The following is a 23250-nucleotide window of genomic DNA, read 5'->3' as shown; positions in this document are numbered from 1 at the left end:
TTAGCATGCACAAAATACTTTTATTTACCATTGCCCTGTTCGCATTCCTTTCCGTGAACGCCCAAGACGAAGAGACCGCTATCCGTGCCACCCTTCAAAATTACCTGGACGGGTCTTCCTATAGCAATCTGGAACAGATTACCTCAGCCTTTTATCCTGAAGCTGATTTGTTTCTATCTAAAAAAGATCAAGAATTGTGGGTTTTATCTCCCCAAGAGTATGCAGATCTATTTAAAAATCGGGAGCAGGGAAAATTTAATGGCCGAGTGGGAAAAATTCTATCCATAGATCAATCCCATAATATTGCCTTGGCCAAAGCCTCCATTGAAATCCCTTCCAGAAGTATGATGTTTATTGACATCTTCCTTCTGAAAAAGCTTGCTGGGGAATGGAAGATCATCAGCAAAGCGGCCACCTTATTGCCAGAGCAAAAAAGCTAGGCCACGGTTAGTTTTGTCTTGATTTCCTTCCTCAAGTAGTAGCCTGTTACTATGGTTGCCAACACATCGGCAATAGGAAAGGAGAGCCAAACCCCAAGTTCACCCATAAAATGGGGCAATAGCAGAATCAAGGGAATAAAAAAGAACCCTTGACGGGTCAAGGTCAGTAACAAGGCTGGAATGGCCTTGCCCACCGCTTGGAAATAGGCCGCCCCTATCAATTGCAAAGCAATAATGGGAGTGGCTGCAAAAACCATGCGCATGGCATTGGGGGCATGATCCATTACAAACGCATTGGTCATAATTTCTTCCAGAGGTAAATTCTCCTTATTGCTTAAAAACAAGCCAGTAAAGAAATCGGGGAAAATCATAAGTCCGATGAAAACTACAGTAGCGACCAATGAAGCATATTTAATGGCCGTATAGATGGATTCCTTGACACGATCGTACTTAACCGCTCCGTAATTGAATCCGGCAATGGGCAAAAATCCTTGGGTAACTCCAAAAACGGGAAAAAAGGCAAACATCAACATGCGACCAATGATGGCATATACGGCCACCATGGCTTCTCCCCCCAAGTTGAACAAAATATTGTTCATCAACAGGTAGGTGATGCTGGTTACGGCCTGTCTGGCCAAAGTGACAAATCCCAAAGAACCCATCTCGGATAAAATGGGGAGGTTGAGCCAAAAATGGGAAATCCCAATCTTTAATTCGGAGTTCTTGGAAAGAAAAAAGTAGAGAATGTACCCAAAGCAAAAGAGATATCCTGCAGTAGTGGCCCAAGCTGCACCATGCATTCCCCAATCGAACACATAGATAAAAATATAATCCATGAGCAAATTCCCCACGGAAGGAATGATCATGGCAATCATGGCAAACTTGGGTTTCCCCTCAGCCCGGATTACCGTATTCCCCATCATACAAAGGGCCAAAAACGGAACCCCGTAAAGTACAATGGTGTAGTAAACCTTAGCCAGTGGAAAAATGCTCCCCTTGCCCCCAAAGGCCGGAATAAGATCATCTACAAAATAGAGGCCCAAAGCAACCATGGCTATGGTCAGCAGGAGGGTAAGGGCTATCTGATTTCCAAAAGTTTTGAGTGCCTTTTGTTTATCTCCAGAGCCCAGTGCGCGGGAAATAATACTGGAACCCCCCACCCCAATGGCCATTCCCAAGGCAGCAATAAAAAAAGAGACCGGAAGCACCACATTAATGGCAGCAATAGCGATGGAACCAATCCAATTCCCCACAAAAATGGAATCCACCAATACATTTAGGGACATTACCAAGATACCAATGGAAGCAGGAACGGCTTGCTTGATCAGCAATTTGCCGATGGGTTCTGTTCCCAGTTGATCAGAGGAGACTTTGGCCATAAATTAATGTCCTATTGAGCGCAGCCAAGATAGGGACCGTTTATTTAAGAGGTCTCGACTGCCTGCCTGTCGGCAGACATGGCGCTCGACCTGACAATTAGTTCATATTGGAAGAGTTCCCTCACTCTCCCATTCGTTGATCCATTTGGCCATAAGAGATACCCAATCCTCATCTTCATTTAAACAGGGAATATGGATATAGGATTCCCCTCCAGCCTCCATAAACTGATGTTTTCCTTCCATAGCAATCTCCTCCAATGTCTCCAAACAGTCCGCAACAAAAGCCGGAGTAATCACCGCCAACTTGGTTTTTCCTTCTTTGGCCAGGCGTTCAAACTCAAAATCTGTGAACGGCTTTAGCCAAGGATCATTTGGTAATCTGGATTGAAACGAAATACTCGTTTTATCTTCTTCCAATCCTAAAACCGCCTCTACTTTCTCTGTAGTTGCAAAGCACTGGTGTCTATAACAGGTATGGTGGGCTACCGAATTGGTGGAACAACAACTTTGGTCAATCTTGCAATGGAATTTTGTGGGATCTGACTTTCTAATATGTCGTTCTGGAATTCCGTGATAGGAAAACAAAATATGGTCATAATCAAACCCCTCCAGTCCCTTGGCTATACTTTTTGAAAGTACTTCGATGTAATCTGGGTTGCCATAAAAAGCGGGTAAAGTGGTTATCTTCAGTTCATTGAAATGCGCCTTCTGCACTTCCATAGCCTTGACAACCACAGTCTCAAAAGAGCTCATCGCATATTGCGGATATAGCGGTACCAACAAAACATCGTCCACACCCTTATCCTTTAATTCTTGCAGTCCCTTTTTTATGGTCATGGAACCATATCGCATTCCCAAAGCCACTGGCATCTTGGTTTGCTGTTGTACTTTTTGTGCAAATCGCTCCGAAATTACAATCAATGGAGACCCTTCGTCCCACCAAATTTTGGAATACGCCTCGGCTGACTTTTTGGGTCGTGTCTGCAATATTATTCCCCTTACAATGATGTTGCGCAGCCATTTTGGGGTATCTATGACCCGCTCATCCATAAGGAATTCATCCAAATAGGGTTTTACATCTTTAGCAGTTGGACTGTCCGGTGAACCTAAGTTGACAAGTAGTACTCCTTTCATAGCGGCTTATTCTATAGCATGGCAAAAATACTATTTGGGATTGATCTACTATTTGATTCCGTGAATTTGTTTCCTATAACTCTATAGATAATATTAATTTAGAGCGTAAATAGTAAAGATGAAACGGATATTCCTATTTCTTTTGGCGCTTTTTCTTTTAACAACTTGTGCCCTCCAAGCTCAAATTGTTTGTGTGCCCAACGATTCAGTTGCCTTTTCCATAAAGATGGATCAGCTGGAACAAATGGATAATGCTGTTCTGGAAAATCCGATCATGGCGGTGGGCAATTCATTTATGGGAATGCCCTATGTTGAAAAAACCCTTGAAATTGGAGAAACCGAGTCCTTGGTGATTAATCTTAGGGGCTTTGATTGTACTACCTATGTGGAGAATGTTTTAGCCTTTAGCCTCTTGCTTCAAAACAAGGAACAGCAGTTTAAAAATTTTGCCAAAAACCTAGAGACCATTCGGTATAGAAATGGCAAATTAGATAGATATCCTTCTCGTTTGCACTACTTTACGGAATGGATTAGAAACAATGAACAAAAGGGATTGGTCAAAAACATCACCAACGAATTGGGTGGTAAAGAGCACAAAAAAGCCATCAACTTTATGGGCACCCATAGAGAACTTTATCCTTTTTTGGCGGACGATCAAAACTATCATGATATGCTGCAGGTGGAACAAGAATTAGCCAAAGAAAGTCTTTGCATTCTGGCCCAAGATGAAATCGAAAACAAGGAGAATAGCATCCGCTCAGGAGATATCATCGCACTTGCTACATCCATTAAAGGACTGGATGTTACCCACACTGGATTTGCCATCGAGCACAATGGGAGAATCCATTTACTTCATGCTTCCAGCTCAGGTTCGGTAAGAATTACCCAAGAACCCCTGGTGGACTACCTGAAAAAAATAAAAAGTAATATTGGGATTATTGTGGCGAGGCCAACGTTACTTTCGCCCTAAACACCATTCAATTCCGCCTAGAAGGTGTTGTTTAAAATCAGCATCGTCAAAGGCTGCTTCTGTATGCCCCAATCCAGTGTAAAATGCCCTGCCACCATCATATTCATGGTACCACGCTATAGGATGGTTATCCCCATTGGTTCCGCCATCATAGCTGGATTCATCCAACTTCATGAGCACATGGACATCCGGATTCAGATTCATAAAGTTGTACCACTCGTCAAAATGAAACCACTCTTCCTTTAGGTGCTGGGTGGATGGATGGTTTCTGTCCACCACCTCAATTCTGGCCTTTTGCTGTTGTGGATGGTTTTCAAAATAGGCCCCTACCATTTTACCATACCAAGGCCAGTCGTATTCGGTGTCGGTTGCCGCATGGATTCCCATATAATTCCCGCCACTATTTATATAAGCTTTGAATGCATCTTGCTCTTGATCGTTAAGTACATCCATAGTAGTACTCAGGAAAACAACAAGCTTGTAGTTTTTAAGGTTTGCCGCATTGAAGTCCGCTGAGGTTTCCGTCTGTAATACGATAAAACCATTGGCCCTTCCCAATTCCTTTAAGGTCTGCGCACCTTTTTCTATAGACTTATGCCGATAGCCTTCGGTTTTGCTAAATATTAAAACCAGCTCCGGTATTTTGGTTTGCGCGGACTCTTCTGTTTCTGTTTGGTCTTGGGCATTTACCCCTATGGCCATGGAAAGGGCCAAAAGGAACAGCTTGTAGGACTTCATGTTGATTATTTAAGTGCTTGAAGTTAAATATTTTTTGGGTGTTGTCCCATACTTCTTTTTAAATGATGCGATAAAATGACTGGCTGTACTATACCCAACTTTTAAACCCACCTCATTCACATTATGCCCGCCAGCCTCCAACATTTTTCGAGCGTATTCCATCTTGTAATCAAACAAAAATCCATACACTGAATCGCCATAAATTTGCTTGAACCCTTCCTTAAGTTTTTTTAAGCTCAGACCTATTTCTTGTGACAGTTCGGCTAATGTGGGAGGTTCCGCCATTCTGGATATAATAATTTCCTTGGCCAGTTTTAACCGCTTAACGTTGTCTTCATCAGCCAGAAAGGGGCATTGCTCCAAATCGGCATCTTGGGTTTTGTTGAAATACAGGGACATCAATTCATAAATCTTTCCCTTTACATACAGCGTCTTGATGGAAGGATGCAGGTTGTAGTTCATCAACTGACTTAGAACCACGGCCATAGCGGGAGTAACCACTTCTTGGGAATAGTATTTTTTTTCCTTGTTCTCCTCGCTCAAGAAAGGAATATAGCTGGCTTCATTGGAGAATAGCGAATGGAACTTTCGTATGGTCATGACCACGGATAGTAGCCAAGTATCCGGAAACACGCTAAGATTCAGAGGCAAATCCTTTTGGGTGTTATAGAGTAAAAGTGAATTTTCCTCAGATACTTCCAATTGATAATTTCCTTGGTTAAAATTGAATTTTCCACCTCCTTTTAAACAAAAGTGAAACTGTATGAAAGAGCTGTCAATCTCCCGTTCCACAAATCGGGTTTGATCTGTATCGTTCTGAATCTTAAGGACATAAAAGCCCTCTTCAATCAAAATTTCCTGGTATGACCCTTCGGCGACATTTTTCATATAGTTAATGGCTTGAATTTCTTATTTTCTTCTATTTAGAATGGCTCTAAATTAACTAATGCGCTATCAAATTTACCAATAAAATCAATGTTTTTGGGAATTTATCGCTAAAAGAACCCTTAATGGCCTCTTGTCTGATACTTATAGTACCGCTAGCGTTATTTTTTGTGAAATAGTGCACTTACTTTTGTTACCGTTTTAATATCCTTTATGAGGAGTTACCACATTTCAAGACATAATTCTTTTTATGCCATTGGCTTAAGCTATAAAAAAGCAGATGCCGAAGTCAGGGGAAAGTTCAGTTTGGATGTCCCTGCCATTGATCGCATTATGGTTCAAGCCAAAGAACAGGGTGTGGATGGACTCCTAGCCATTTCTACCTGTAACCGCACCGAGTTGTATGGGTTTGCCCAACATCCCTTTCAACTGATAAAAGCACTTTGTGATGAAACCCCAGGAAGTGTGGAAGAGTTTCAAGAGGTAGCCTATGTGTTCAAAAACCATGATGCCATATCGCACATGTTCAAAGTGGGCACTGGATTGGACAGTCAAATTTTGGGCGACTTTGAAATCATTAGTCAAATCAAACAGGGCTTTTACCGTGCCAAAAAGCACGAAATGGCCAATCCATTTATAGAACGACTTTGCAATGCTGTGATTCAGGCTAGTAAACGGATCAAAAATGAAACCGAACTTTCTTCCGGTGCCACATCTGTGGCCTTTGCCTCGGTAAAGTATATCCTAAATCACGTTTCGGATATTGAAAACAAGAATATTTTATTGTTTGGAACTGGAAAAATAGGCCGCAACACCTGTGAAAACCTGATCAAGCATTCCAACAATTCCCATATTACCCTAATCAATAGAACGCGGGCCAAAGCAGAGGACATTGCCGGGAAATTTCATTTAACAGTCAAGGATTATGGAGATCTTCAGACAGAAATTAGAAAGGCTGACATCCTTGTAGTTGCGACTGGTGCCCAACTACCTACGGTTTCCAAGGCCCTCATTTATCCCAAAAAACCCTTGTTGATTCTGGATCTATCCGTTCCAAAAAATGTTTCGGATGATGTTCAGGAGTTGGACAATGTTACTTTGGTACACTTGGACCAACTTTCTCGGATTACAGATGATACCCTGGTCAAACGAAAAGCCTTTATCCCAAAAGCCGAGGGCATTATTGAAGAAGTGAAAAAGGATTTTATCAAATGGTTGGAAACCCGAAAATTTGCTCCCGTCATCAATGCTCTTAAAGAAAAATTGAACACCATGAAGGCGGAGGAAATCGATTTCCATTCCAAGAAAATCTCCGATTTTAACCAAGATCAGGCCGAAATTCTATCGGAGCGCATTATCCAAAAAATCACTAAACAATTCGCAAACCATTTAAAGAGTGCCGAGGTAGATACTGCCGATAGTTTGGAACTTATCCAAAAGGTGTTCCAATTAGAAATCGATTCGAAATGAGCAAAATCATAAGAATTGGTACTCGCGATAGCGAGTTGGCATTATGGCAAGCTACAACCGTCCAAAACCAGTTGGCCGATTTGGGATATGACAGCACCCTGATTCCTATAAAATCCACAGGTGATCAAGTTTTGGACAAGCCGCTTTATGAACTTGGCATAACTGGAATTTTTACGAAAACGCTGGACGTGGCCATGCTTAAAGGCCAGATAGATATTGCTGTCCATTCCATGAAAGATGTGCCAACGCAACTCCCAAAAGGAATCGTTCAAGCTGCTGTTCTGGAAAGGGCTGTTACCGAAGATATATTGGTTCACAAAGGGTTGGATTTTTTGGATAATGATGTTCCAGCAACCATTGCCACAGGGAGTTTGCGAAGAAAAGCACAATGGCTCAACAAATATCCAAATCATAAAGTTGTAGATCTTAGGGGTAATGTGAATACGAGGCTCATCAAGCTCATAGAAAACGATTGGCAAGGGGCCATTTTTGCCAAGGCTGGTTTGGAACGAATCAAGTTGTTACCTAAGGATGTATTACCTCTGGATTGGATGGTTCCCGCTCCCGCGCAAGGCGCCATGTTGGCGGTTGCCATGGAAAATGATGAATTTTCAAGAGAAGCCCTCCAAAAACTGAATCATTCCAATTCTGAGTTGGCAACTAGTATAGAAAGGGAGTTCCTGAGGACTTTGGAAGGGGGTTGTACAGCACCCATAGGTGCCTTGGCCCACATAGAAAATGAAAATGTTCATTTTAAAGGAGTTCTCTTTTCCTTGGATGGACGTCAAAAGCTTCAAATAGAAAAGACCGTTTCCTTGACCGCAGCCAAAGAATTGGGACAAAAATCTGCCAAGGAAATCCTTGACAAGGGGGGAGATAAATTAATGGACGAGATTCGAAATGAAAACAGTGCTCTCCACTAAGGTTCTATCGCATTCCCAAAAAGAATTATTCCTTAATTCCGGTATTGGCCTGATAGAATACAACGCACTAAAGTTTAATTTTTTGGAGGTTGATATTCCACAACAGATTACTCACTTAATTTTTACCAGCAAGAATGCCGTAAGGGCATTTCTTGATCAATCCCCTCAACTACAAGTTTCAACCTACCGCATATTTTGTGTGGGTGAAAAAACTAAATCGCTTTTGGAGGAAAACGGTCTAAATGTGGTTAAAATGGCAGAAAATGCTTCAGAATTGGCTCATTTTATAGAAAAAAACCATAAAAAAGAACATTTTTTGTTTATCTGCGGAAATCGGAGAAGGGAAGAATTGCCCAACATTTTATCAGAAAATAACATTCGGTATGATGAAATAGAGGTCTATCAAACGGAATTGGTTCCAAAAAAGTTTAACCGCTCCTTTGATGGCCTTCTTTTTTTTAGTCCAAGTGGTATAAAAAGTTTTCTATTGGAAAACAGCATTAAAGATAGTTGGCTTTTTTGCATTGGACATACCACAGCGCAAGAAGCCAAGAAATATTCAGATAAGTTGATTATCGCGAAGCGACCAACAGTGGAAAATGTGTTGGTACAGGCTGTGAAAAAGCTGTCATTCCGCACTTGATGTGGAATCCATAACATTAAAATAAGACTCCTGCTAAGGCAGGAATGCAAATGATACATATGATTAAAAACGATTTGTTCCTTAGAGCACTAAAAGGTGAAACGGTAGACAGACCTCCCGTATGGATGATGCGTCAGGCAGGACGTTATTTACCCGAATTCATGGAACTAAGAAAGAAGTATGACTTCTTTACTCGATGCCAGACTCCAGAATTGGCTTCAGAAATCACCGTACAGCCTATCCGCAGATACGGAATGGATGCGGCCATTCTTTTTAGCGATATCTTGGTGATTCCGCAAGCCATGGATATTGAGGTTCAAATGAAGCCTAATTTTGGCCCTTACCTCCCTTCCCCCATTCGCTCCTTGGAAGATGTTGATCGGGTTGTGATCCCAGATATCCAAGAATCTTTGGGCTATGTTATGGATGCCATTACCATGACCAAGGAAAAGTTGGAGGATGAAATCCCATTGATCGGTTTTGCTGGATCACCATGGACCATTCTTTGTTATTGTGTGGAAGGGCAAGGCAGTAAGAGCTTTGACAAGGCAAGAGGGTTCTGTTTTACCCAACCTGAAGCTGCCCACCAGTTGCTTCAGAAAATTACGGATACTACAATTTCGTATTTAAAGGCCAAGGTGAAAGCAGGGGTAAACGCTGTCCAGGTATTTGATTCCTGGGGCGGAATGTTATCTCCTGTGGATTATCAGGAATTTTCCTGGAAGTACATCCAGCAGATTGTGGATGCTTTGAAAGATGAAGCTCCAGTAATTGTTTTTGGAAAAGGATGTTGGTTCGCCCTAAGGGAAATGGCCCAATCGGGTGCTTCAGCCGTTGGTGTGGACTGGACGTGTTCGGCACAAAATGCCCGATATCTTACTGGAGGCAAAATCACTTTACAAGGAAACTTTGATCCTGCCCGACTGCTTTCTCCACCAGCTAAAATCAAGGAAATGGTCACCCAAATGATCAGGGATTTTGGCAAGGACAGATATGTGGTGAATTTAGGACACGGTATTTTGCCCCATATTCCTTTGGAGAATGCCCAAGCCTTTATCGATGCGGTAAAAGCATATAAAGAATAGAAAAAAGCAAGCTAAGGATGCCGACTGAATTTGAAGTTCAGAAACTAAAGATCAAAACAACACCATGAATCCTTTCAAGGTTTTGCAACGATTGGATCTTAAAAGCATTTGGCTTCTAATAAAACTGTGTTTGAAATACCCTTTGTTGGTTTGGCCCACCCTATTGGCAACCAGGGAATGCATGGCGATTTCAACAAGGGAATATGGCAAACTGCATCACAAAAACGGCCCTGCCAACGCATTTAGGCACGCATTATGGAATTTTTTGATTGCCCAAAAATGCCATAAATGGAATAAAAACAAGCAAAGAGTATTGAAATGGACGGAGAAAATAACGGACTGGCATGAGCATGCATTTCCAAATTCGGAATTAGCCAAAAAGATGGATTTGCACAACAATGCCATAGGCAGGATTCTTTTTCGTGAACAGGAATCGCATTCCGTACATCATATGGTGGTCATGCTAAAACAAATGGCAGCAGTCTCCACAAAAGTTAACTCCGCTTCAGACCTTGAAAGCTTACATAACAAATTGATCCATATCGTAGAAGAACAATGAAAGATAAATTTTATGCCTATATAGAGCAATTACAAGACACCATAACTTCCAAATTGGAAGAAGTGGATGGCAAGGCGAAGTTTCAACAAGATCTATGGAAACGTCCAGAAGGTGGTGGAGGTCGAACCCGGGTGATCGAAAATGGAAACGTCTTTGAAAAAGGAGGTGTAAACATATCTGCCGTTCATGGGGAACTTCCTAAAAGCATGCAACAGTATTTTGGGGTTCAGGATGCAGATTTCTTTGCCTGTGGTCTAAGTTTGGTCATACACCCTAAGAGTCCAATGGTGCCAACGGTACATGCCAACTGGCGTTACTTTGAAATGTATGACAAACAAGGTAACATAGTAGACCAATGGTTTGGGGGCGGACAGGATTTGACGCCCTACTATCTGTTTGAAGAAGACGCCAAGCATTTTCATTCGGTTTGCAAAAAAGCCTGTGAGACCCATGACCCAGAATTTTATCCGAACTATAAAAAGCGCTGTGACGAGTACTTTTGGAATGCGCACAGAAACGAGGCAAGAGGGGTCGGCGGTCTTTTCTTCGATTACTGTAAAAAATCGGATACCATGCAAATGGAGGATTGGTACAGCTTTGTAACCGAGGTTGGGAACAGCTTTCTTGATGCTTATGTACCAATCGTTACAAAAAGAATGAACCTGCCTTATACGCAAGAACAAAGGGATTGGCAGGAAATCAGGAGGGGTCGTTATGTTGAATTTAACCTAGTGCATGACAAGGGTACATTGTTTGGTCTAAGAACCAATGGCCGCATAGAAAGTATCTTAATGAGCCTTCCACCCCATGTGCAATGGCAATATGACCATCATCCAGAACAGGGAAGCGAGGAGGAGAAGTTAATTGAGGTGTTACAATCACCCCGAGAATGGGTTCGCTAGGCTTACGGCTAACAGCATCTAGCAAAACAGTTTATGGTTGATTACAGAAATTATAAAGTTTGGCAAAAAGCTCACCTTTTGGTAATTGAAGTTTATCAAACTACCGACGCTTTTCCAAAAAAAGAACAATTCGGACTGGTATCCCAAATCAACCGAGCAGTAATATCGATTCCAACAAATATTGCAGAAGGTTGTGGAAGAGAAACCCAAAAGGAGTTGATCCGATTTCTATACATCTCATCTGGCTCCGCTCACGAATTGGAATATTTAATAATGCTTTCAAAAGAACTAAACTTCATTAACGATGAACAGTTTAGTAACTTATCCTCCAAAATTGAGGAGATAAAGAAAATGTTGGCCTCCTTGATCAAAAAGATAAAACAAGACTTATAACCGTAAACCGTAAGCTGTTACCTTATAATGAAACTTACCCTATACCAAATAGACGCTTTTACTGACCATGTTTTTGGTGGCAATCCCGCTGCTGTTTGTATTTTGGATTCTTGGTTGGATTCCCAATTGATGCAGCAAATTGCAGAGGAAAACAACCTGGCCGAAACCGCATTTGTAGTTCAAAAAAACAACGTTTTTGAATTACGCTGGTTCACTCCAGAGACGGAGGTGGATCTCTGTGGACATGCTACTTTAGCCACCGCCTATGTGCTGTTCAACTACCACGGAGTCAATGAAAAAACAATCAATTTTCATTCCCCGCGAAGTGGTGCTTTGTCCGTAGAACAACATTCCAATGGGTTGATGACCTTGGATTTTCCCACGGATCAAACAGCTGCATTAAGGGGAATCTCGGAAATCAATAATGCCATTGGCCTTACCCCTATTAAAACCATAAAGGGGAAAACAGACTATCTATTGATATACAACTCCCAACAGGAAATTGAGGCCATTAAACCCAACTTTCATTTGTTAGATCAGTTGGATTGCAGAGGAGTGATTGTGTCCGCACCAGGAGATAAGGTTGATTTTGTTTCAAGAGCCTTTTTCCCTCAATGTGGCATTCCTGAAGATCCAGTTACGGGGTCTGCACACACCACATTGACCCCTTATTGGTCCAAAGTCTTGGGAAAAACCAAACTCAAGGCAAGGCAATTATCAAAGAGAGGCGGCGACTTGCTTTGCGAATACCTGGGTGATCGGGTAAAAATATCTGGGAAGGCAGTACCGTATCTGATAGGTGAAATTGAAATCTAAAACATGCGCTCCCCATAAGGCCATTTGAAAAATTAGTGAAACCTGCCTACTGGCTGACAGGTTCGTGTCAGAACACGATTTAAAACATGAAAAAACTAAGACTGGAATATGCCTCCCTTTTGCAAGGTGAATTTGCTCCTGGAAAACGAAATTTACTCTTCGTTTTTCAAGTGAATTGCCCAGGTTGTTTTTTCTATGGCTTTCCAACAGTTAGCAATCTCCAAAAGGCATACGGGGAGCAATTAAGTTTTCTGGGATTGAGTACTGCTTTTGAGGATTTTGAACTGAATACCCATGATAATACAAGCTTGTTATTGTCAGAAAAAAAGCTGGTTGGTGAAACCAAAAAGGCAGCTGAATCCCATCCCAATGATTTTCAGCTTTCAAGTATTGATTTCCCTGTGGCTATGGATGTGTTGAGTGATGCATCTTTCATTACCCAAGAAAATATCTCCCACATTGGAAATAATTTCCCAAATTATTCCGAAGCATCAACGGAGGAGCGACAACAATTTGATCTCAAAATCAAGGATTATCTGACTACCAATCCCATAATCCCTGTTACTTTTACATTGAACCAATTTCGAGGTACTCCCACTTTTGTGCTTTTTGATGAGACATTAAACATCCTTGAACATTGGTTTGGGCACAAACCCTATGATGAAATAGAATCCATTGTTAAACCTTGGCTTTAAAATTCAATAATATATGTTTCCACTAATTCGAAATAGAAGACTTCGAGCCTCCGAATCCATTAGACGGTTGGTTCGAGAAACTACAATCACACCTGATGATTTCTTGGTTCCCCTTTTTGTGGTTGAGGGAAAGGGTATTAAGGAGGAAATCCCCTCCATGCCCAATTATTATCGCATGAGTTTGGACTATCTGGAAAAGGAAGTGAAGGAACTATGGGAAATGGGCTTTTGTGCCGTTTTGCTTTTTGTGAAAGTCGCTGATGAATTGAAAGACAACATGGGCAAAGAAGCTTTAAATCCAGATGGATTGATGCAGCGATCCATTAAGACGGTCAAAAGCGCTTGTCCACAAATGTTGATCATGACGGATGTTGCCCTTGATCCCTTTTCTTCTTATGGCCACGATGGTATTGTGGCCGAAGGTCAAATCTTAAACGATGAAACCTCAGAAGTGTTGGCTGAAATGAGCGTCTCACATGCCCAGGCCGGAGCGGATTTCGTTGCTCCAAGCGATATGATGGATGGCCGAATCCTAACTATACGTGAAGGCCTGGAAGATGAGGGTTTTCACAACACAGGAATCATGAGTTATTCAGCCAAATATGCCAGTGCATATTATGGTCCTTTCAGGGATGCTTTGGATTCAGCACCAGTGGATATCGCCAATGTGCCCAAGAATAAAAAAACCTATCAAATGGATTACGCAAATAGGTTTGAAGCTATCCGAGAAACTCAAATGGATGTGGATGAAGGAGCCGATATTGTGATGGTTAAGCCAGGATTACCCTATTTGGACATTGTCCGTGAAATCAAGAATGAGGTGGATGTCCCAGTAGCAGTATATCAGGTTTCTGGTGAATATGCCATGCTTAAGGCCGCCGCTGAAAAGGGCTGGCTGGATCATGACTCAGTAATGCTAGAGCAACTCACCGCTATCAAAAGAGCTGGCGCCAATATAATTGCCAGTTATTTTGCTAGGGATTTTATCCGCATAATGGGTTAACTTTAAGGCATATAACCGTCCTATGAAACAACCCATACTTCTCTTGATTTTTTTAGTTACATGCTATGGGCAAAATTTTGCCCAAACTAACTTGGAACATTCAAGTCCATCCCACTTGGGCATGGATGAGTCATCCATTAACCAACAAGTGGATTCCATCATGCAGCTCGGAATCCAGGAACAGGCATTTCCAGGTGCCCAAATTCTAGTCGCCAAGGGCAACGAGGTTATTTTTCACAAAGCTTATGGTTACCATACTTATGACAGTGTTCAAAAAGTTGGACTGGACGATTTATATGATCTCGCCTCAGTAACCAAAATTACCGGGCCCTTGCCCGCCCTTATGAAGTTGGTGGATGAGCAAAAACTGGATTTGGATGCTCCTTTTAGTACCTATTGGGAACCCTGGGCGAAACGTAAAGACAAAAAAGATTTGACCCTTCGTGAGATTCTGAGCCATCAGGCGGGTTTGGTTCCGTACATCATCTTCTTGGAAAAAGTGATGAAAAAAGAAAAAATCAAGAAGCGTTTTATCCGTACAAAGCCATCCGAAAAGTTTCAAAAACAGGTGTATGAAGGACTCTATGTCAAAAACAGGTTCCTCAGAAAAATCTACAGGATGATTAATAGGTCTGAAGTTTCTACAGACAAAAAGTACCGCTATTCAGGACTCACCTTTTTGATTTACCCGGAACTGATTTCCAATCTAACTGGGACAGCTTATGAGTCCTATTTAAAAACTACCTTTTACGATCCCATTGGCAGCAAGACCTTAGGTTTTAATCCCATGACCAAGGGATATCCCAATAAAATTGTTCCTACAGAAGTGGACACGTTATTTAGAAAAGATCTGACATATGGCTGGGTCCACGATGAAAATGCTTCGCTTCTAGGTGGAATATCGGGCAACGCTGGGCTTTTTGGAACAGCAGAGGATTTGGCCAAGATCATGTTGTTTTACCAAAGTCTCGGTGTCACCCTAGGCGGAGAACAAATCATATCCAAAGCTACAGTAGAGGAATTTATTAAAGTGCAGTATCCTGAAAATGAAAACCGCAGGGGACTGGGCTTTGACAAACCACTTTTGGGTAATGACACCCTAGCCATAGCAGATGCCTACCCGTCCCCAAAGGCTAGCCCTAAAAGCTTTGGGCATGCTGGATTTACAGGAACATTTGTTTGGGCAGACCCAGAAAACCAATTGGTATTTGTATTCTTGTCCAACAGGGTATACCCTACGCGTACACATCGTAAACTTTACAGTTTAAATATACGGACAGCGCTTCAGGATGTTTTTTACACGGCTCTTGCCAAATGATGTAGCTGGAATTCAATCCGAATCATTACCTTAGTACAACTAGATAAATCCCATGGGTCTTCTCCTTTTTTACGCTTTTATTTCCATTTTTTTCTCATTTCTATGCTCCATTTTGGAAGCAGTATTGCTTAGCATCTCCCCCACATTTATCAATCTTAAAAAACAGGAAGGAAAGGAATATGCTGCGCAGTTGGAAACCCTTAAAAAGGATGTGGACAAACCCTTGATAGCCATTTTGACCTTAAATACCATAGCCCACACTGTCGGTGCTATTTTGGTAGGGGTGCAAGCCAAGGTTACCTACGCTGAACTGTACGGCAACACTACCAGAACAATTTTTGGTATCGAATTTACCGAAGACCTGATGGTCGGGGTGGTTTCTACCATTATGACGATTTTGATTTTAGTGGCTTCCGAGATTATTCCCAAAACCATTGGTGCTACCTACTGGAAGCAGTTGGCCAATTTTACGGCCAAAGCCTTGCAGATTATGGTATTTCTCCTCAAATGGACTGGTTTGCTGTGGCTTTTGCAACTGTTCACCAGACTTATTGGTAAAAAAGGACATCACGGAAGTGTCCTTAGCAGGGAGGACTTTACAGCCATGACCGAGATTGCCCATGAGGAAGGGGTTTTCCAAGAATCTGAATCCAAGGTGATAAAAAACCTATTGAAATTTGATGAAATCCTGGCCAAAGATGTGATGACACCAAGAACCGTTATGAAAATAGCTTCGGAAGACACCACAATCCAGGAGTTTTTTGAGGCCAATAGACCTTTGCGCTTTTCCAGGATTCCACTTTATAAAAGCAGCATGGACAACATCACCGGCTTTTTCCTAAAAGACGAATTGCTCGAGGCCATTATCAATAAAAAAGGGAAAGAAAATCTGGGAACCATTAAACGGGAAATTTTGGTGACCAATAGAAACAAGCCCATTCCTGAGCTTTTTGAAAAGTTTGTGGAACAAAATGAGCATGTTTCCTTGGTTGTAGATGAATACGGTTCCGTAAGTGGCCTGGTAACCCAGGAAGATGTGATTGAAACCCTTCTTGGATTGGAAATCATGGACGAAAGTGATAACGTGGAAGACCTTCAATTACTGGCCAGAAAGAACTGGGAATCCCGAGCAAGGCGTTTAGGACTTATTGAAGGTATAAATGAAGTAGAATAGTGGAAGTAGCTTATTTACAAACTCCTATAGGAATTTCAGAGTTCAAGGGAGATGAAAACGGGCTTGTTTCCGCACGAGTTTTGGATGAAAATGTACCTATCGGAATAATTCCGGAAGTGCTGGAAGATGCTGTATGCCAATTTCGGGAATATTTTGAGGGAAAACGGCAAAAATTCGACCTAAAGCTCAACCCTGAAGGTACTTCATTTCAAAAAAAAGTATGGGAATTGCTGCAAGAGATCCCCTACGGAAAAACTATTTCGTATCTTGAGCTTTCCAAACGCTTAGGCGACCCCAAAGCCATTAGGGCAGTAGCCGCTGCCAATGGCAAAAACCCACTCTGGATCATTGTTCCCTGCCATAGGGTCATTGGAAGCAATGGCGACCTCACCGGATATGCTGGCGGTTTATACCGCAAAAAATGGCTGTTGGAACATGAGAGCCCTGCCAAACAGATGGCTCTTTTTTAATACTTGACCATGCTTTACAAACTTAACCTGGAACACATCCTCTTTTTGGATATTGAAACCGTGCCCCAAAAACCTGAATTTGGGCAATTGGATGAGATCACCCAACAATTGTGGGCCCAAAAAACACAATACCAGCGAAAAGAAGAATTTACTCCTGAAGAATTTTACGAACGGGCGGGGATTTGGGCAGAATTTGGAAAAATCATTTGTATTTCCGTAGGCTATTTTACGTTTAAAGGAGATTCTAGAAATTTTAGGGTCACTTCATTTCATGGAGAGGAAACGGAATTGCTCAAACAATTCAAACAGCTTTTAAAAGACCACTTCAATCAAGCTAAACACCTACTCTGCGCCCACAATGGCAAGGAATTTGACTTTCCCTATATCGCCCGTAGAATGGTCATAAATGGAATCAATTTGCCATACAAGCTGGATCTTTTCGGGAAAAAGCCATGGGAAGTACCACACTTGGACACCATGGAACTATGGAAATTTGGGGACTACAAACATTACACCTCATTAAAATTGATGGCCCATGTATTGGGAGTTCCTTCACCCAAGGAAGATATGGACGGAAGTATGGTTCGGGAAGTCTTTTATCAGGATAACGACTTGGACAGAATTATCTCCTACTGCGAATTGGATGTGGTGACCACAGCGCAGGTTTTCCTCCGTCTACGGAATGAAACGCTCTTGGAAGAACAAGAAATCAAAAGAGTCTAAGAAAGAAAAGCTTCAAGAGTAATCTGGTATTTTCTTCTTCGTGAGTGACCACACCGCCCGTTCTAAGGTTTTTGAAAGTTTTGATGGGTCAGCTTTTATAGAATTTTGTAGTTCGCATCCCTGCATGGTCTTCCACCATCAAAACATACAATCCGGAAGCTAAACAGGAAACGTCAATAGGACCTCTGGCCTTCCCGGATTTAATTGTATTTCCCGATGTGGTAATTATGGAATACATGGCATCTTCCGAAAGTTTGGCGTCCACAGCAATTTGGCTTACAGCCGGATTCGGAAATACGGTGATGGAAAGTTCTTCCCCGTACGATAATCGTTCGTAGGTGAACAATTCCGTTTCCTCGCCCCTAAACTCAAACTGGATTTCATCCGAAAAATCAGAAACAGCGCTTTCGGTACAAATGGAACGTAGCCTTACTTGATAAACCTGTCCTGTGGTCAAATTGGAAAGATCATTGCTGTTTTCCCATGATAATTGGGACTGCCATTCATTATCGCTATAGGTCTTGTACTGCAGCTCAAACAGTGTTTCCGCCGCTTCTTCCCATCCTACGGTAACTCCATCTGTATGGGACAAGAGTAAATCCAATCCCTCAGGAACAGAGGTCTCACAAAGCGAAGCTTTAACCCCTGATAGAATCAAGGAAAAATCCTGGAATCCATTTTTCAAACTCCCTTTGTGCGCAACAGTAATGGTATAAGTTCCGTGAGCATTTAAAATTTCAATTCGCTCGTAAGGGTCTACAAGATTGTCACCTTGTGTCGCAGCATCTGAGGCTCTGGAAGGGTTCAATTTCCAAGGGAAATAGGTTTTACCGTCTTTTGAAATTCGGATGTCCAAATCATTGGTCAAGGCCGCAGTCCCATTGTTCATCTCTCCCCTATTGATGTATTCCCCTTCTGGATCGGTCCAGCTTATGGAGGCCATTAAGGTTTGTCCTTCCCTTGCTTCAATGGTCATGGAAAAAGTTTCGCCATCCAAAAGACTTTCTTCCTCCACCATACTGCTGTATTCCCTATTTTGAAGTAATTCCGCAGCCGTCTTAGCATTCATAACCCCCCAGCCCATTTTATAGTCGGGCCCTTTGGTCTCCACATCATCAGCCGTGTGCAAGGCCAAACCTTTTAGTGTTGCAGCCTTCATATAACTACCGAACAATTCTTGGTGATATTGCTGAAGCAAAAGCAACGAACCGGTTACCCCAGGTGCAGCCATGGAAGTTCCAAAGGAAGTATTATAGCTTGTATTGCTCTCTGAGGAAGCAGAAAGAATGGACGATCCATCTCCCGCCAAATCCGGTTTTACTCTTCCATCATCAACCGGTCCCAAACTGCTGTAGGCTGCTACCTTTACATTTTTGAGCTCTCCTTTACTTCCAATCTCCGTATTGGCACCGGCCACTACAAGTCCATTTTTGGACGTAGCAAAACCCAACAACAAATCATACCCATCCGCAGTCTTTCCGTAAATGGGACTTTCGTTATCAAAGGATTTTTGGGCATTTCCAGCAGCGGTTACCATCAGGTAGTAAGGTGCATTGTACATGATTTTATCCCAATCTTGCGAAACTCTGATATAAGCTCCAAAGTACCAATCAGGAACCCTGTCGGATTTAATTCCATAGGAGTGATTGCTCATCAAAAGCCCATTCATGGCAGCTTCCGCCACCTCAATTTTATCCCTTGTCCAGTTGTGTGAAATAGCTTTTGCCTGATAGGCCACTCCCTTGGCATTGGGTTTGATCCCGGATGAGATTAAATTTCCTGTTACCATGGTGGCATGTGCATCCACTTCCTCGCTGGCATCTCCATTCGCCGCCCTCCCGTTGAACTCTTGGTGTGTGGTCAAGCTAACCCCAGCATCCCATACTCCTACGGTCATTCCGGTACCGTCCAAGCCCAAATCCAACAAACCATTACTATATAAGGTATGCGCGCGTGAGGTTTGTCGGGTTGGATCGTTGAGGGTGGTATAAAATATGGGGGTGCCATCTGTTCCGATGTCCTGGAGAGATACTACGGCACCATCTTTCTGCTTTTCTACTTGTTTCCAAGCTTTCCCCGTAATCAATTGCCGTAATTGGGCTTCCTTGGTATTCTGTTCTTCCTTCCATTTTGAAATAAAGGAAGTCATCTTACTTTGATTATATGTGGAACGGATAAACTGTTGCTGGTCCGAGGTCTGACCATGTCCCAAATAAAAAGAAAAGAGAAAAAAATAGGAGGTAAAAAGCCCTTTTGCCCAAGTAGAATTTTTGCCATCCATAATATTGATTAAGTAAGATTAGGACTACAAAAATAAATTTGACCACTAAATCATCGACGAAAAACCCTTTTAATTCGATGAAATACACCGCTTTTTGGAAAGAGGTGTTGTGAAACATCCAAAAGGTGTGGTGTAGTAATTTTCCTTCTTTTTGTTTTTATCGATTTTCCTTCATCACTATATAAACAGGAAAGTGATCACTATACCCTCCCAAGTACTTTTTGCCCACATAGGTTCGGAATGGGTTGCCTTTGTATTTTCCTTTCCATTCCTTTAAAAATTTTGGCGCGAAGATTTTGGCCTTTTTAAAACTATGGGTTCCTTTTTGGTAATTCAAAAAACTATGGGAAACCAAGATTTGATCAAATAAACTCCATTCCCCTTTATAATTTGCGCTTCCTGTAGCCGGGGACAATAGTTGCTGCATGGGATTCACAAACAATCCTGAGTCCATTAGGGTTTGGATGCTCTTGGAGTTGGGGTCGTCGTTAAAATCCCCCATGACAATAATATTGGGATTCTCGCTTTCCAAACCATTGATCTTGTCCAAAACGGTTTCCGCAGCTTTGATGCGCTTGTGCTCTGTCTCATCTGCCCCATCCCTTCTAGAGGGCCAATGGTTCACAAAGACATGTATTTCTTCGTCATGTAGTCTCCCGTGAACATATAAAATATCACGGGTGTAATCCCTATCCCCATTACCATTGGAAATCAGTAGTGGAATAATCTCCGCATCCAAGACTTTAAAATGATCTTTATGGTAGATCAATGCGGTATCTATTCCCCGCTCATCAGGAGAATCAAAGTGGACATAATCATAATCCACTTCCTTGATCGACTTTGTTCCAAGAATGGCATCCAATGCTATTTTGTTTTCCACTTCGGCCACCCCAACCAATACCGGAGGTACGGAACTATAGTCTTTTCCCATCAACGCAATGGTCCTGCCCAGCTTCTTGGACTTTTTCCGAAACCTGGATTCACTCCACTCCTTTTTTCCATCCGGAGTAAAGTCATCATCCAAGGTGTGGGGATCGTCATGGGTATCAAAGAAATTTTCGAGATTGTAAAAAGCGATGGTAAACTGGTCTTCCTGATGCATCAGTTCTATGGAATTAAATGGAATAGTGTTTAAAAACACAAAGTACAAAAAACAGCTTCCAAAACATTGATTAGATTTGCACTTTAATAGAAAAGGATTCCTCGTGGCCGACCACGAGGAACCCGTAAAATGTCATTCCCGCTAAAGCGGGAATCCAAATAACAGAGTTTTTGGCCCCGGATTCAGAAGGCAACCATCCAAGTGTCGTAGATCAACGTTTAGAAGAACATTTTGGACTCAAAAACTCCCATTAAACTATTCAATGCTAGAAAAGAAAGCCATAGATTATGAAAAGGCGGTGCTTATTGGAGTAATCAATAAGGATCAAAGTGATGCCAAGGTTAAAGAGTATTTGGATGAATTGGAATTCTTGACCTACACGGCCGGTGGGGAGGTCACCCAAAGGTTTACCCAACGCATTGAGGTGCCCAATCCAAAGACATACATTGGTAGTGGTAAAATGGAAGAAGTGCAGCGCTATGTCAAGGAAAATGAAATAGGTTCTGTCATTTTTGATGATGAGCTTTCCCCAGCCCAACAGAATAATATTGAGAAAATTCTCAAGTGCAAGATTTTGGATCGAACCAGTTTAATCCTGGATATTTTTGCCCAACGCGCCAAAACAAGCTATGCCCGAACCCAGGTGGAACTGGCCCAATATGAATATCTGCTTCCGCGTTTGACCGGACTTTGGACCCACTTGGAACGTCAGCGTGGGGGTATTGGTATGCGAGGTCCAGGGGAAACAGAAATTGAAACGGATAGACGTATTGTTCGTAATCGAATTGCGTTATTAAAGAAAAAGCTGTCAAAGATCGACCGCCAAATGGAAACCCAAAGGGGTAACCGCGGCGCTCTGGTCAGGGTAGCTTTGGTGGGCTATACCAATGTGGGCAAGTCTACGCTTATGAACGTCATCAGCAAAAGTGATGTTTTTGCGGAGAACAAGCTTTTTGCAACTTTGGATACCACAGTCAGAAAGGTGGTCATTGGCAATCTTCCTTTTTTGCTGAGCGACACCGTTGGTTTTATCCGAAAATTGCCCACCCAATTGGTGGAGAGTTTCAAGAGTACCCTGGACGAGGTAAGGGAAGCGGATCTGCTGTTACACGTGGTGGACATTTCCCATCCCAATTTTGAAGAACATATAGCCTCCGTCAACAAAATCCTGGATGAGATTAAAAGTGCGGATAAAAAGACCATTATGGTCTTCAACAAAATTGATCAATACGAAGCGGAAGTAATCGAAGATGACGATTTGGTCACGGAAAAGACCAAGGCGCACTTTACAATAGAAGAATGGAAAAAGACCTGGTTCAGTAAGATTGGTGATCGCGCCCTTTTTATTTCCGCGCTGAACAAGGAAAATTTGGACGAGTTTAGAAAACGGGTGTACGATGAAGTAAGAGACATCCACGTAACCCGTTTTCCTTATAACAACTTTTTATACCCAGAACACTTGGATCAATATTAGTCCAATCTGGGTTTCGGTTGGGAGGTTTCAATCAAAAAAATACCCGACAAACAATTGAAATACCCGATTGGCGAATTTGTCCGGGTCCTCATCCAAATCATTTACATCCGAACCCAAGATATATCGAGCCCCAAAATTAAGCCCATTGTCCAATTTGTATCCCATTCCAAAGGCAATGCCCAAATCGGTTGATTTGGTAATGTCCTTTAAGTCTGTGGTTTCTCCATTGTCCTCTACTTCGGCCTTGAGTAAAATCCCTATTTGTGGTCCAGCCTCAATACTAAGGTTTTCGGCCACATAAAACTTGGCCAAGATGGGAAGGGTCAAATAATCCAATCTAACAATCTCATCATCATCAGATTCATCCTTTGTCCCTTGGGCAGAGAACAATAACTCTGGTTGGATGGACAGTTTCTCTGAAATGGAGACTTCAGCTACCGCTCCCAAATGGAGGGCTGTTCGCGTGGTGGGGTCATTCAAATCAGGTTGAAGAATGGCAAAGTTGGGTCCAGCCTTAGCCCCAAACTGAACATCTTGAGCCTGCAGCGTCAAAAGGGGCAAGATCAAGGTCATTGAAAACAAAATCAATTTTTTCATTGTAAAAGTATTTTTGTTTGACATTATGGGGACACTTTGGAATCTCTCCAAAACTACTTGCAGTATCTGTTTTACG

At 42.2% G+C, this 23250-nt stretch carries 24 protein-coding genes; 17 read left to right on the top strand and 7 right to left on the bottom strand.

The features are described from left to right. The first annotated feature begins 5 nt into the window (after positions 1-5). Positions 6-440, top strand: a complete 435-nt coding sequence (locus tag ACOOE0_RS06045) for a nuclear transport factor 2 family protein (RefSeq protein ID WP_420401571.1) — start codon at positions 6-8, stop codon at positions 438-440. On the opposite strand, the gene ACOOE0_RS06040 is transcribed toward ACOOE0_RS06045, so the two are convergent. Beyond that, positions 437-1819, bottom strand: a complete 1383-nt coding sequence (locus ACOOE0_RS06040; protein WP_420401570.1) for an MATE family efflux transporter — start codon at positions 1817-1819, stop codon at positions 437-439. The genes ACOOE0_RS06045 and ACOOE0_RS06040 overlap by 4 nt on opposite strands. 102 nt (positions 1820-1921) lie before the next feature. Then, complete coding sequence (hemH, locus tag ACOOE0_RS06035; RefSeq protein ID WP_420401569.1) at positions 1922-2953, bottom strand: ferrochelatase; 1032 nt, start codon at positions 2951-2953, stop codon at positions 1922-1924. 118 nt (positions 2954-3071) lie between these two features. On the opposite strand from hemH, the gene ACOOE0_RS06030 reads away from it, so the two are divergent. Further along, positions 3072-3923, top strand: a complete 852-nt coding sequence (locus tag ACOOE0_RS06030) for an N-acetylmuramoyl-L-alanine amidase-like domain-containing protein (protein WP_420401568.1) — start codon at positions 3072-3074, stop codon at positions 3921-3923. On the opposite strand, the gene ACOOE0_RS06025 is transcribed toward ACOOE0_RS06030, so the two are convergent. Then, complete coding sequence (locus ACOOE0_RS06025) at positions 3909-4661, bottom strand: ThuA domain-containing protein (RefSeq protein ID WP_420401567.1); 753 nt, start codon at positions 4659-4661, stop codon at positions 3909-3911. The two genes, ACOOE0_RS06030 and ACOOE0_RS06025, sit on opposite strands and share 15 nt — an antisense overlap. Positions 4662-4670: 9 nt before the next feature. Continuing rightward, positions 4671-5549, bottom strand: a complete 879-nt coding sequence (locus tag ACOOE0_RS06020) for a helix-turn-helix domain-containing protein (RefSeq protein WP_420401566.1) — start codon at positions 5547-5549, stop codon at positions 4671-4673. 210 nt (positions 5550-5759) lie between these two features. Between ACOOE0_RS06020 and hemA the strand changes: the two genes are divergently transcribed. The 14 genes from hemA to ACOOE0_RS05950 all read left to right on the top strand — a co-directional run bounded on the left by hemA (position 5760) and on the right by ACOOE0_RS05950 (position 17720). Continuing rightward, positions 5760-7016, top strand: a complete 1257-nt coding sequence (gene hemA, locus ACOOE0_RS06015) for a glutamyl-tRNA reductase (protein WP_420401565.1) — start codon at positions 5760-5762, stop codon at positions 7014-7016. After that, positions 7013-7939 (top strand): hydroxymethylbilane synthase, encoded by a 927-nt coding sequence (gene hemC / locus ACOOE0_RS06010; protein WP_420401564.1) that lies wholly within the window; start codon positions 7013-7015, stop codon positions 7937-7939. The genes hemA and hemC overlap by 4 nt, the downstream gene beginning before the upstream one ends. Further along, the gene (locus ACOOE0_RS06005) at positions 7917-8582 is read left to right on the top strand and encodes a uroporphyrinogen-III synthase (protein ID WP_420401563.1); all 666 of its coding nucleotides are present in this window, start codon (positions 7917-7919) and stop codon (positions 8580-8582) included. Before hemC ends, ACOOE0_RS06005 begins: the two co-directional genes overlap by 23 nt. Positions 8583-8641: 59 nt before the next feature. Continuing rightward, positions 8642-9667: a uroporphyrinogen decarboxylase gene (gene hemE, locus ACOOE0_RS06000; RefSeq protein WP_420401562.1), complete on the top strand. Its 1026-nt coding sequence runs from the start codon at positions 8642-8644 to the stop codon at positions 9665-9667. Positions 9668-9848: 181 nt separating this feature from the next. Then, on the top strand, positions 9849-10226 hold the full coding sequence (locus ACOOE0_RS05995; RefSeq protein ID WP_420401561.1) for a DUF6973 domain-containing protein: 378 nt from the start codon (positions 9849-9851) through the stop codon (positions 10224-10226). Continuing rightward, positions 10223-11128: an oxygen-dependent coproporphyrinogen oxidase gene (hemF, locus tag ACOOE0_RS05990; RefSeq protein ID WP_420401560.1), complete on the top strand. Its 906-nt coding sequence runs from the start codon at positions 10223-10225 to the stop codon at positions 11126-11128. Before ACOOE0_RS05995 ends, hemF begins: the two co-directional genes overlap by 4 nt. Positions 11129-11161: 33 nt before the next feature. Continuing rightward, positions 11162-11521 (top strand): four helix bundle protein, encoded by a 360-nt coding sequence (locus ACOOE0_RS05985; protein WP_420401559.1) that lies wholly within the window; start codon positions 11162-11164, stop codon positions 11519-11521. A 27-nt stretch (positions 11522-11548) separates the two neighbouring features. Next, entirely contained in the window at positions 11549-12337 is a 789-nt protein-coding gene (locus ACOOE0_RS05980; RefSeq protein ID WP_420401558.1) for a PhzF family phenazine biosynthesis protein, read from the top strand. An 86-nt stretch (positions 12338-12423) separates the two neighbouring features. Further along, positions 12424-13032, top strand: a complete 609-nt coding sequence (locus tag ACOOE0_RS05975) for a hypothetical protein (RefSeq protein ID WP_420401557.1) — start codon at positions 12424-12426, stop codon at positions 13030-13032. A 13-nt stretch (positions 13033-13045) separates the two neighbouring features. Further along, entirely contained in the window at positions 13046-14035 is a 990-nt protein-coding gene (gene hemB / locus ACOOE0_RS05970) for a porphobilinogen synthase (RefSeq protein ID WP_420401556.1), read from the top strand. 121 nt (positions 14036-14156) lie between these two features. Further along, a complete protein-coding gene (locus ACOOE0_RS05965; protein ID WP_420401555.1) occupies positions 14157-15353 on the top strand; it encodes a serine hydrolase domain-containing protein in 1197 nt (398 codons plus the stop codon). 52 nt (positions 15354-15405) lie between these two features. Continuing rightward, a complete protein-coding gene (locus ACOOE0_RS05960; protein ID WP_420401554.1) occupies positions 15406-16527 on the top strand; it encodes a CNNM domain-containing protein in 1122 nt (373 codons plus the stop codon). Continuing rightward, positions 16527-16997: a methylated-DNA--[protein]-cysteine S-methyltransferase gene (locus ACOOE0_RS05955; RefSeq protein WP_420401553.1), complete on the top strand. Its 471-nt coding sequence runs from the start codon at positions 16527-16529 to the stop codon at positions 16995-16997. The genes ACOOE0_RS05960 and ACOOE0_RS05955 overlap by 1 nt, the downstream gene beginning before the upstream one ends. Before the next feature lie 9 nt (positions 16998-17006). Continuing rightward, complete coding sequence (locus tag ACOOE0_RS05950) at positions 17007-17720, top strand: 3'-5' exonuclease (protein ID WP_420401552.1); 714 nt, start codon at positions 17007-17009, stop codon at positions 17718-17720. 88 nt (positions 17721-17808) lie between these two features. Here the strand turns inward: ACOOE0_RS05950 and ACOOE0_RS05945 are convergent, their stop codons facing one another. Both ACOOE0_RS05945 and ACOOE0_RS05940 read right to left on the bottom strand, forming a co-directional pair. Further along, on the bottom strand, positions 17809-20001 hold the full coding sequence (locus tag ACOOE0_RS05945) for a S8 family serine peptidase (protein ID WP_420401551.1): 2193 nt from the start codon (positions 19999-20001) through the stop codon (positions 17809-17811). A gap of 157 nt (positions 20002-20158) precedes the next feature. Beyond that, on the bottom strand, positions 20159-21103 hold the full coding sequence (locus tag ACOOE0_RS05940) for an endonuclease (RefSeq protein ID WP_420401550.1): 945 nt from the start codon (positions 21101-21103) through the stop codon (positions 20159-20161). A 262-nt stretch (positions 21104-21365) separates the two neighbouring features. Between ACOOE0_RS05940 and hflX the strand changes: the two genes are divergently transcribed. Next, complete coding sequence (gene hflX, locus ACOOE0_RS05935) at positions 21366-22577, top strand: GTPase HflX (protein WP_420401549.1); 1212 nt, start codon at positions 21366-21368, stop codon at positions 22575-22577. 27 nt (positions 22578-22604) lie between these two features. Here the strand turns inward: hflX and ACOOE0_RS05930 are convergent, their stop codons facing one another. Further along, positions 22605-23174 carry a porin family protein gene (locus tag ACOOE0_RS05930; RefSeq protein WP_420401548.1) on the bottom strand — a complete coding sequence of 190 codons (570 nt, stop codon included), beginning with the start codon at positions 23172-23174 and terminating at the stop codon, positions 22605-22607. Positions 23175-23250 lie beyond the last annotated feature (76 nt).

Source organism: Flagellimonas sp., from assembly GCF_965215805.1.
Taxonomy (GTDB): Bacteria; Bacteroidota; Bacteroidia; order Flavobacteriales; family Flavobacteriaceae; genus Flagellimonas.
Note: the sequence above shows the minus strand (reverse complement) of the source record. Positions and strands in the feature narration are given on the sequence as shown.

What these genes read in the sequence shown, in the direction of transcription:
- hflX (WP_420401549.1), top strand. Translation starts at nt 21,366, where the DNA reads ATGCTAGAAAAGAAAGCCATAGATTATGAAAAGGCGGTGCTTATTGGA.
- hemF (WP_420401560.1), top strand. Translation starts at nt 10,223, where the DNA reads ATGAAAGATAAATTTTATGCCTATATAGAGCAATTACAAGACACCATA.
- hemC (WP_420401564.1), top strand. Translation starts at nt 7,013, where the DNA reads ATGAGCAAAATCATAAGAATTGGTACTCGCGATAGCGAGTTGGCATTA.
- ACOOE0_RS06040 (WP_420401570.1), bottom strand. Translation starts at nt 1,819, where the DNA reads ATGGCCAAAGTCTCCTCTGATCAACTGGGAACAGAACCCATCGGCAAA.
- hemE (WP_420401562.1), top strand. Translation starts at nt 8,642, where the DNA reads ATGATTAAAAACGATTTGTTCCTTAGAGCACTAAAAGGTGAAACGGTA.
- ACOOE0_RS06020 (WP_420401566.1), bottom strand. Translation starts at nt 5,549, where the DNA reads ATGAAAAATGTCGCCGAAGGGTCATACCAGGAAATTTTGATTGAAGAG.
- ACOOE0_RS05945 (WP_420401551.1), bottom strand. Translation starts at nt 20,001, where the DNA reads ATGGATGGCAAAAATTCTACTTGGGCAAAAGGGCTTTTTACCTCCTAT.
- ACOOE0_RS05950 (WP_420401552.1), top strand. Translation starts at nt 17,007, where the DNA reads ATGCTTTACAAACTTAACCTGGAACACATCCTCTTTTTGGATATTGAA.
- ACOOE0_RS05940 (WP_420401550.1), bottom strand. Translation starts at nt 21,103, where the DNA reads ATGCATCAGGAAGACCAGTTTACCATCGCTTTTTACAATCTCGAAAAT.
- ACOOE0_RS05995 (WP_420401561.1), top strand. Translation starts at nt 9,849, where the DNA reads ATGGCGATTTCAACAAGGGAATATGGCAAACTGCATCACAAAAACGGC.
- ACOOE0_RS05985 (WP_420401559.1), top strand. Translation starts at nt 11,162, where the DNA reads ATGGTTGATTACAGAAATTATAAAGTTTGGCAAAAAGCTCACCTTTTG.
- ACOOE0_RS05975 (WP_420401557.1), top strand. Translation starts at nt 12,424, where the DNA reads ATGAAAAAACTAAGACTGGAATATGCCTCCCTTTTGCAAGGTGAATTT.
- ACOOE0_RS05960 (WP_420401554.1), top strand. Translation starts at nt 15,406, where the DNA reads ATGGGTCTTCTCCTTTTTTACGCTTTTATTTCCATTTTTTTCTCATTT.
- ACOOE0_RS06005 (WP_420401563.1), top strand. Translation starts at nt 7,917, where the DNA reads ATGAAAACAGTGCTCTCCACTAAGGTTCTATCGCATTCCCAAAAAGAA.
- ACOOE0_RS05965 (WP_420401555.1), top strand. Translation starts at nt 14,157, where the DNA reads ATGGATGAGTCATCCATTAACCAACAAGTGGATTCCATCATGCAGCTC.
- ACOOE0_RS06030 (WP_420401568.1), top strand. Translation starts at nt 3,072, where the DNA reads ATGAAACGGATATTCCTATTTCTTTTGGCGCTTTTTCTTTTAACAACT.
- ACOOE0_RS06045 (WP_420401571.1), top strand. Translation starts at nt 6, where the DNA reads ATGCACAAAATACTTTTATTTACCATTGCCCTGTTCGCATTCCTTTCC.
- ACOOE0_RS05980 (WP_420401558.1), top strand. Translation starts at nt 11,549, where the DNA reads ATGAAACTTACCCTATACCAAATAGACGCTTTTACTGACCATGTTTTT.
- hemB (WP_420401556.1), top strand. Translation starts at nt 13,046, where the DNA reads ATGTTTCCACTAATTCGAAATAGAAGACTTCGAGCCTCCGAATCCATT.
- ACOOE0_RS05930 (WP_420401548.1), bottom strand. Translation starts at nt 23,174, where the DNA reads ATGAAAAAATTGATTTTGTTTTCAATGACCTTGATCTTGCCCCTTTTG.
- hemH (WP_420401569.1), bottom strand. Translation starts at nt 2,953, where the DNA reads ATGAAAGGAGTACTACTTGTCAACTTAGGTTCACCGGACAGTCCAACT.
- hemA (WP_420401565.1), top strand. Translation starts at nt 5,760, where the DNA reads ATGAGGAGTTACCACATTTCAAGACATAATTCTTTTTATGCCATTGGC.
- ACOOE0_RS06025 (WP_420401567.1), bottom strand. Translation starts at nt 4,661, where the DNA reads ATGAAGTCCTACAAGCTGTTCCTTTTGGCCCTTTCCATGGCCATAGGG.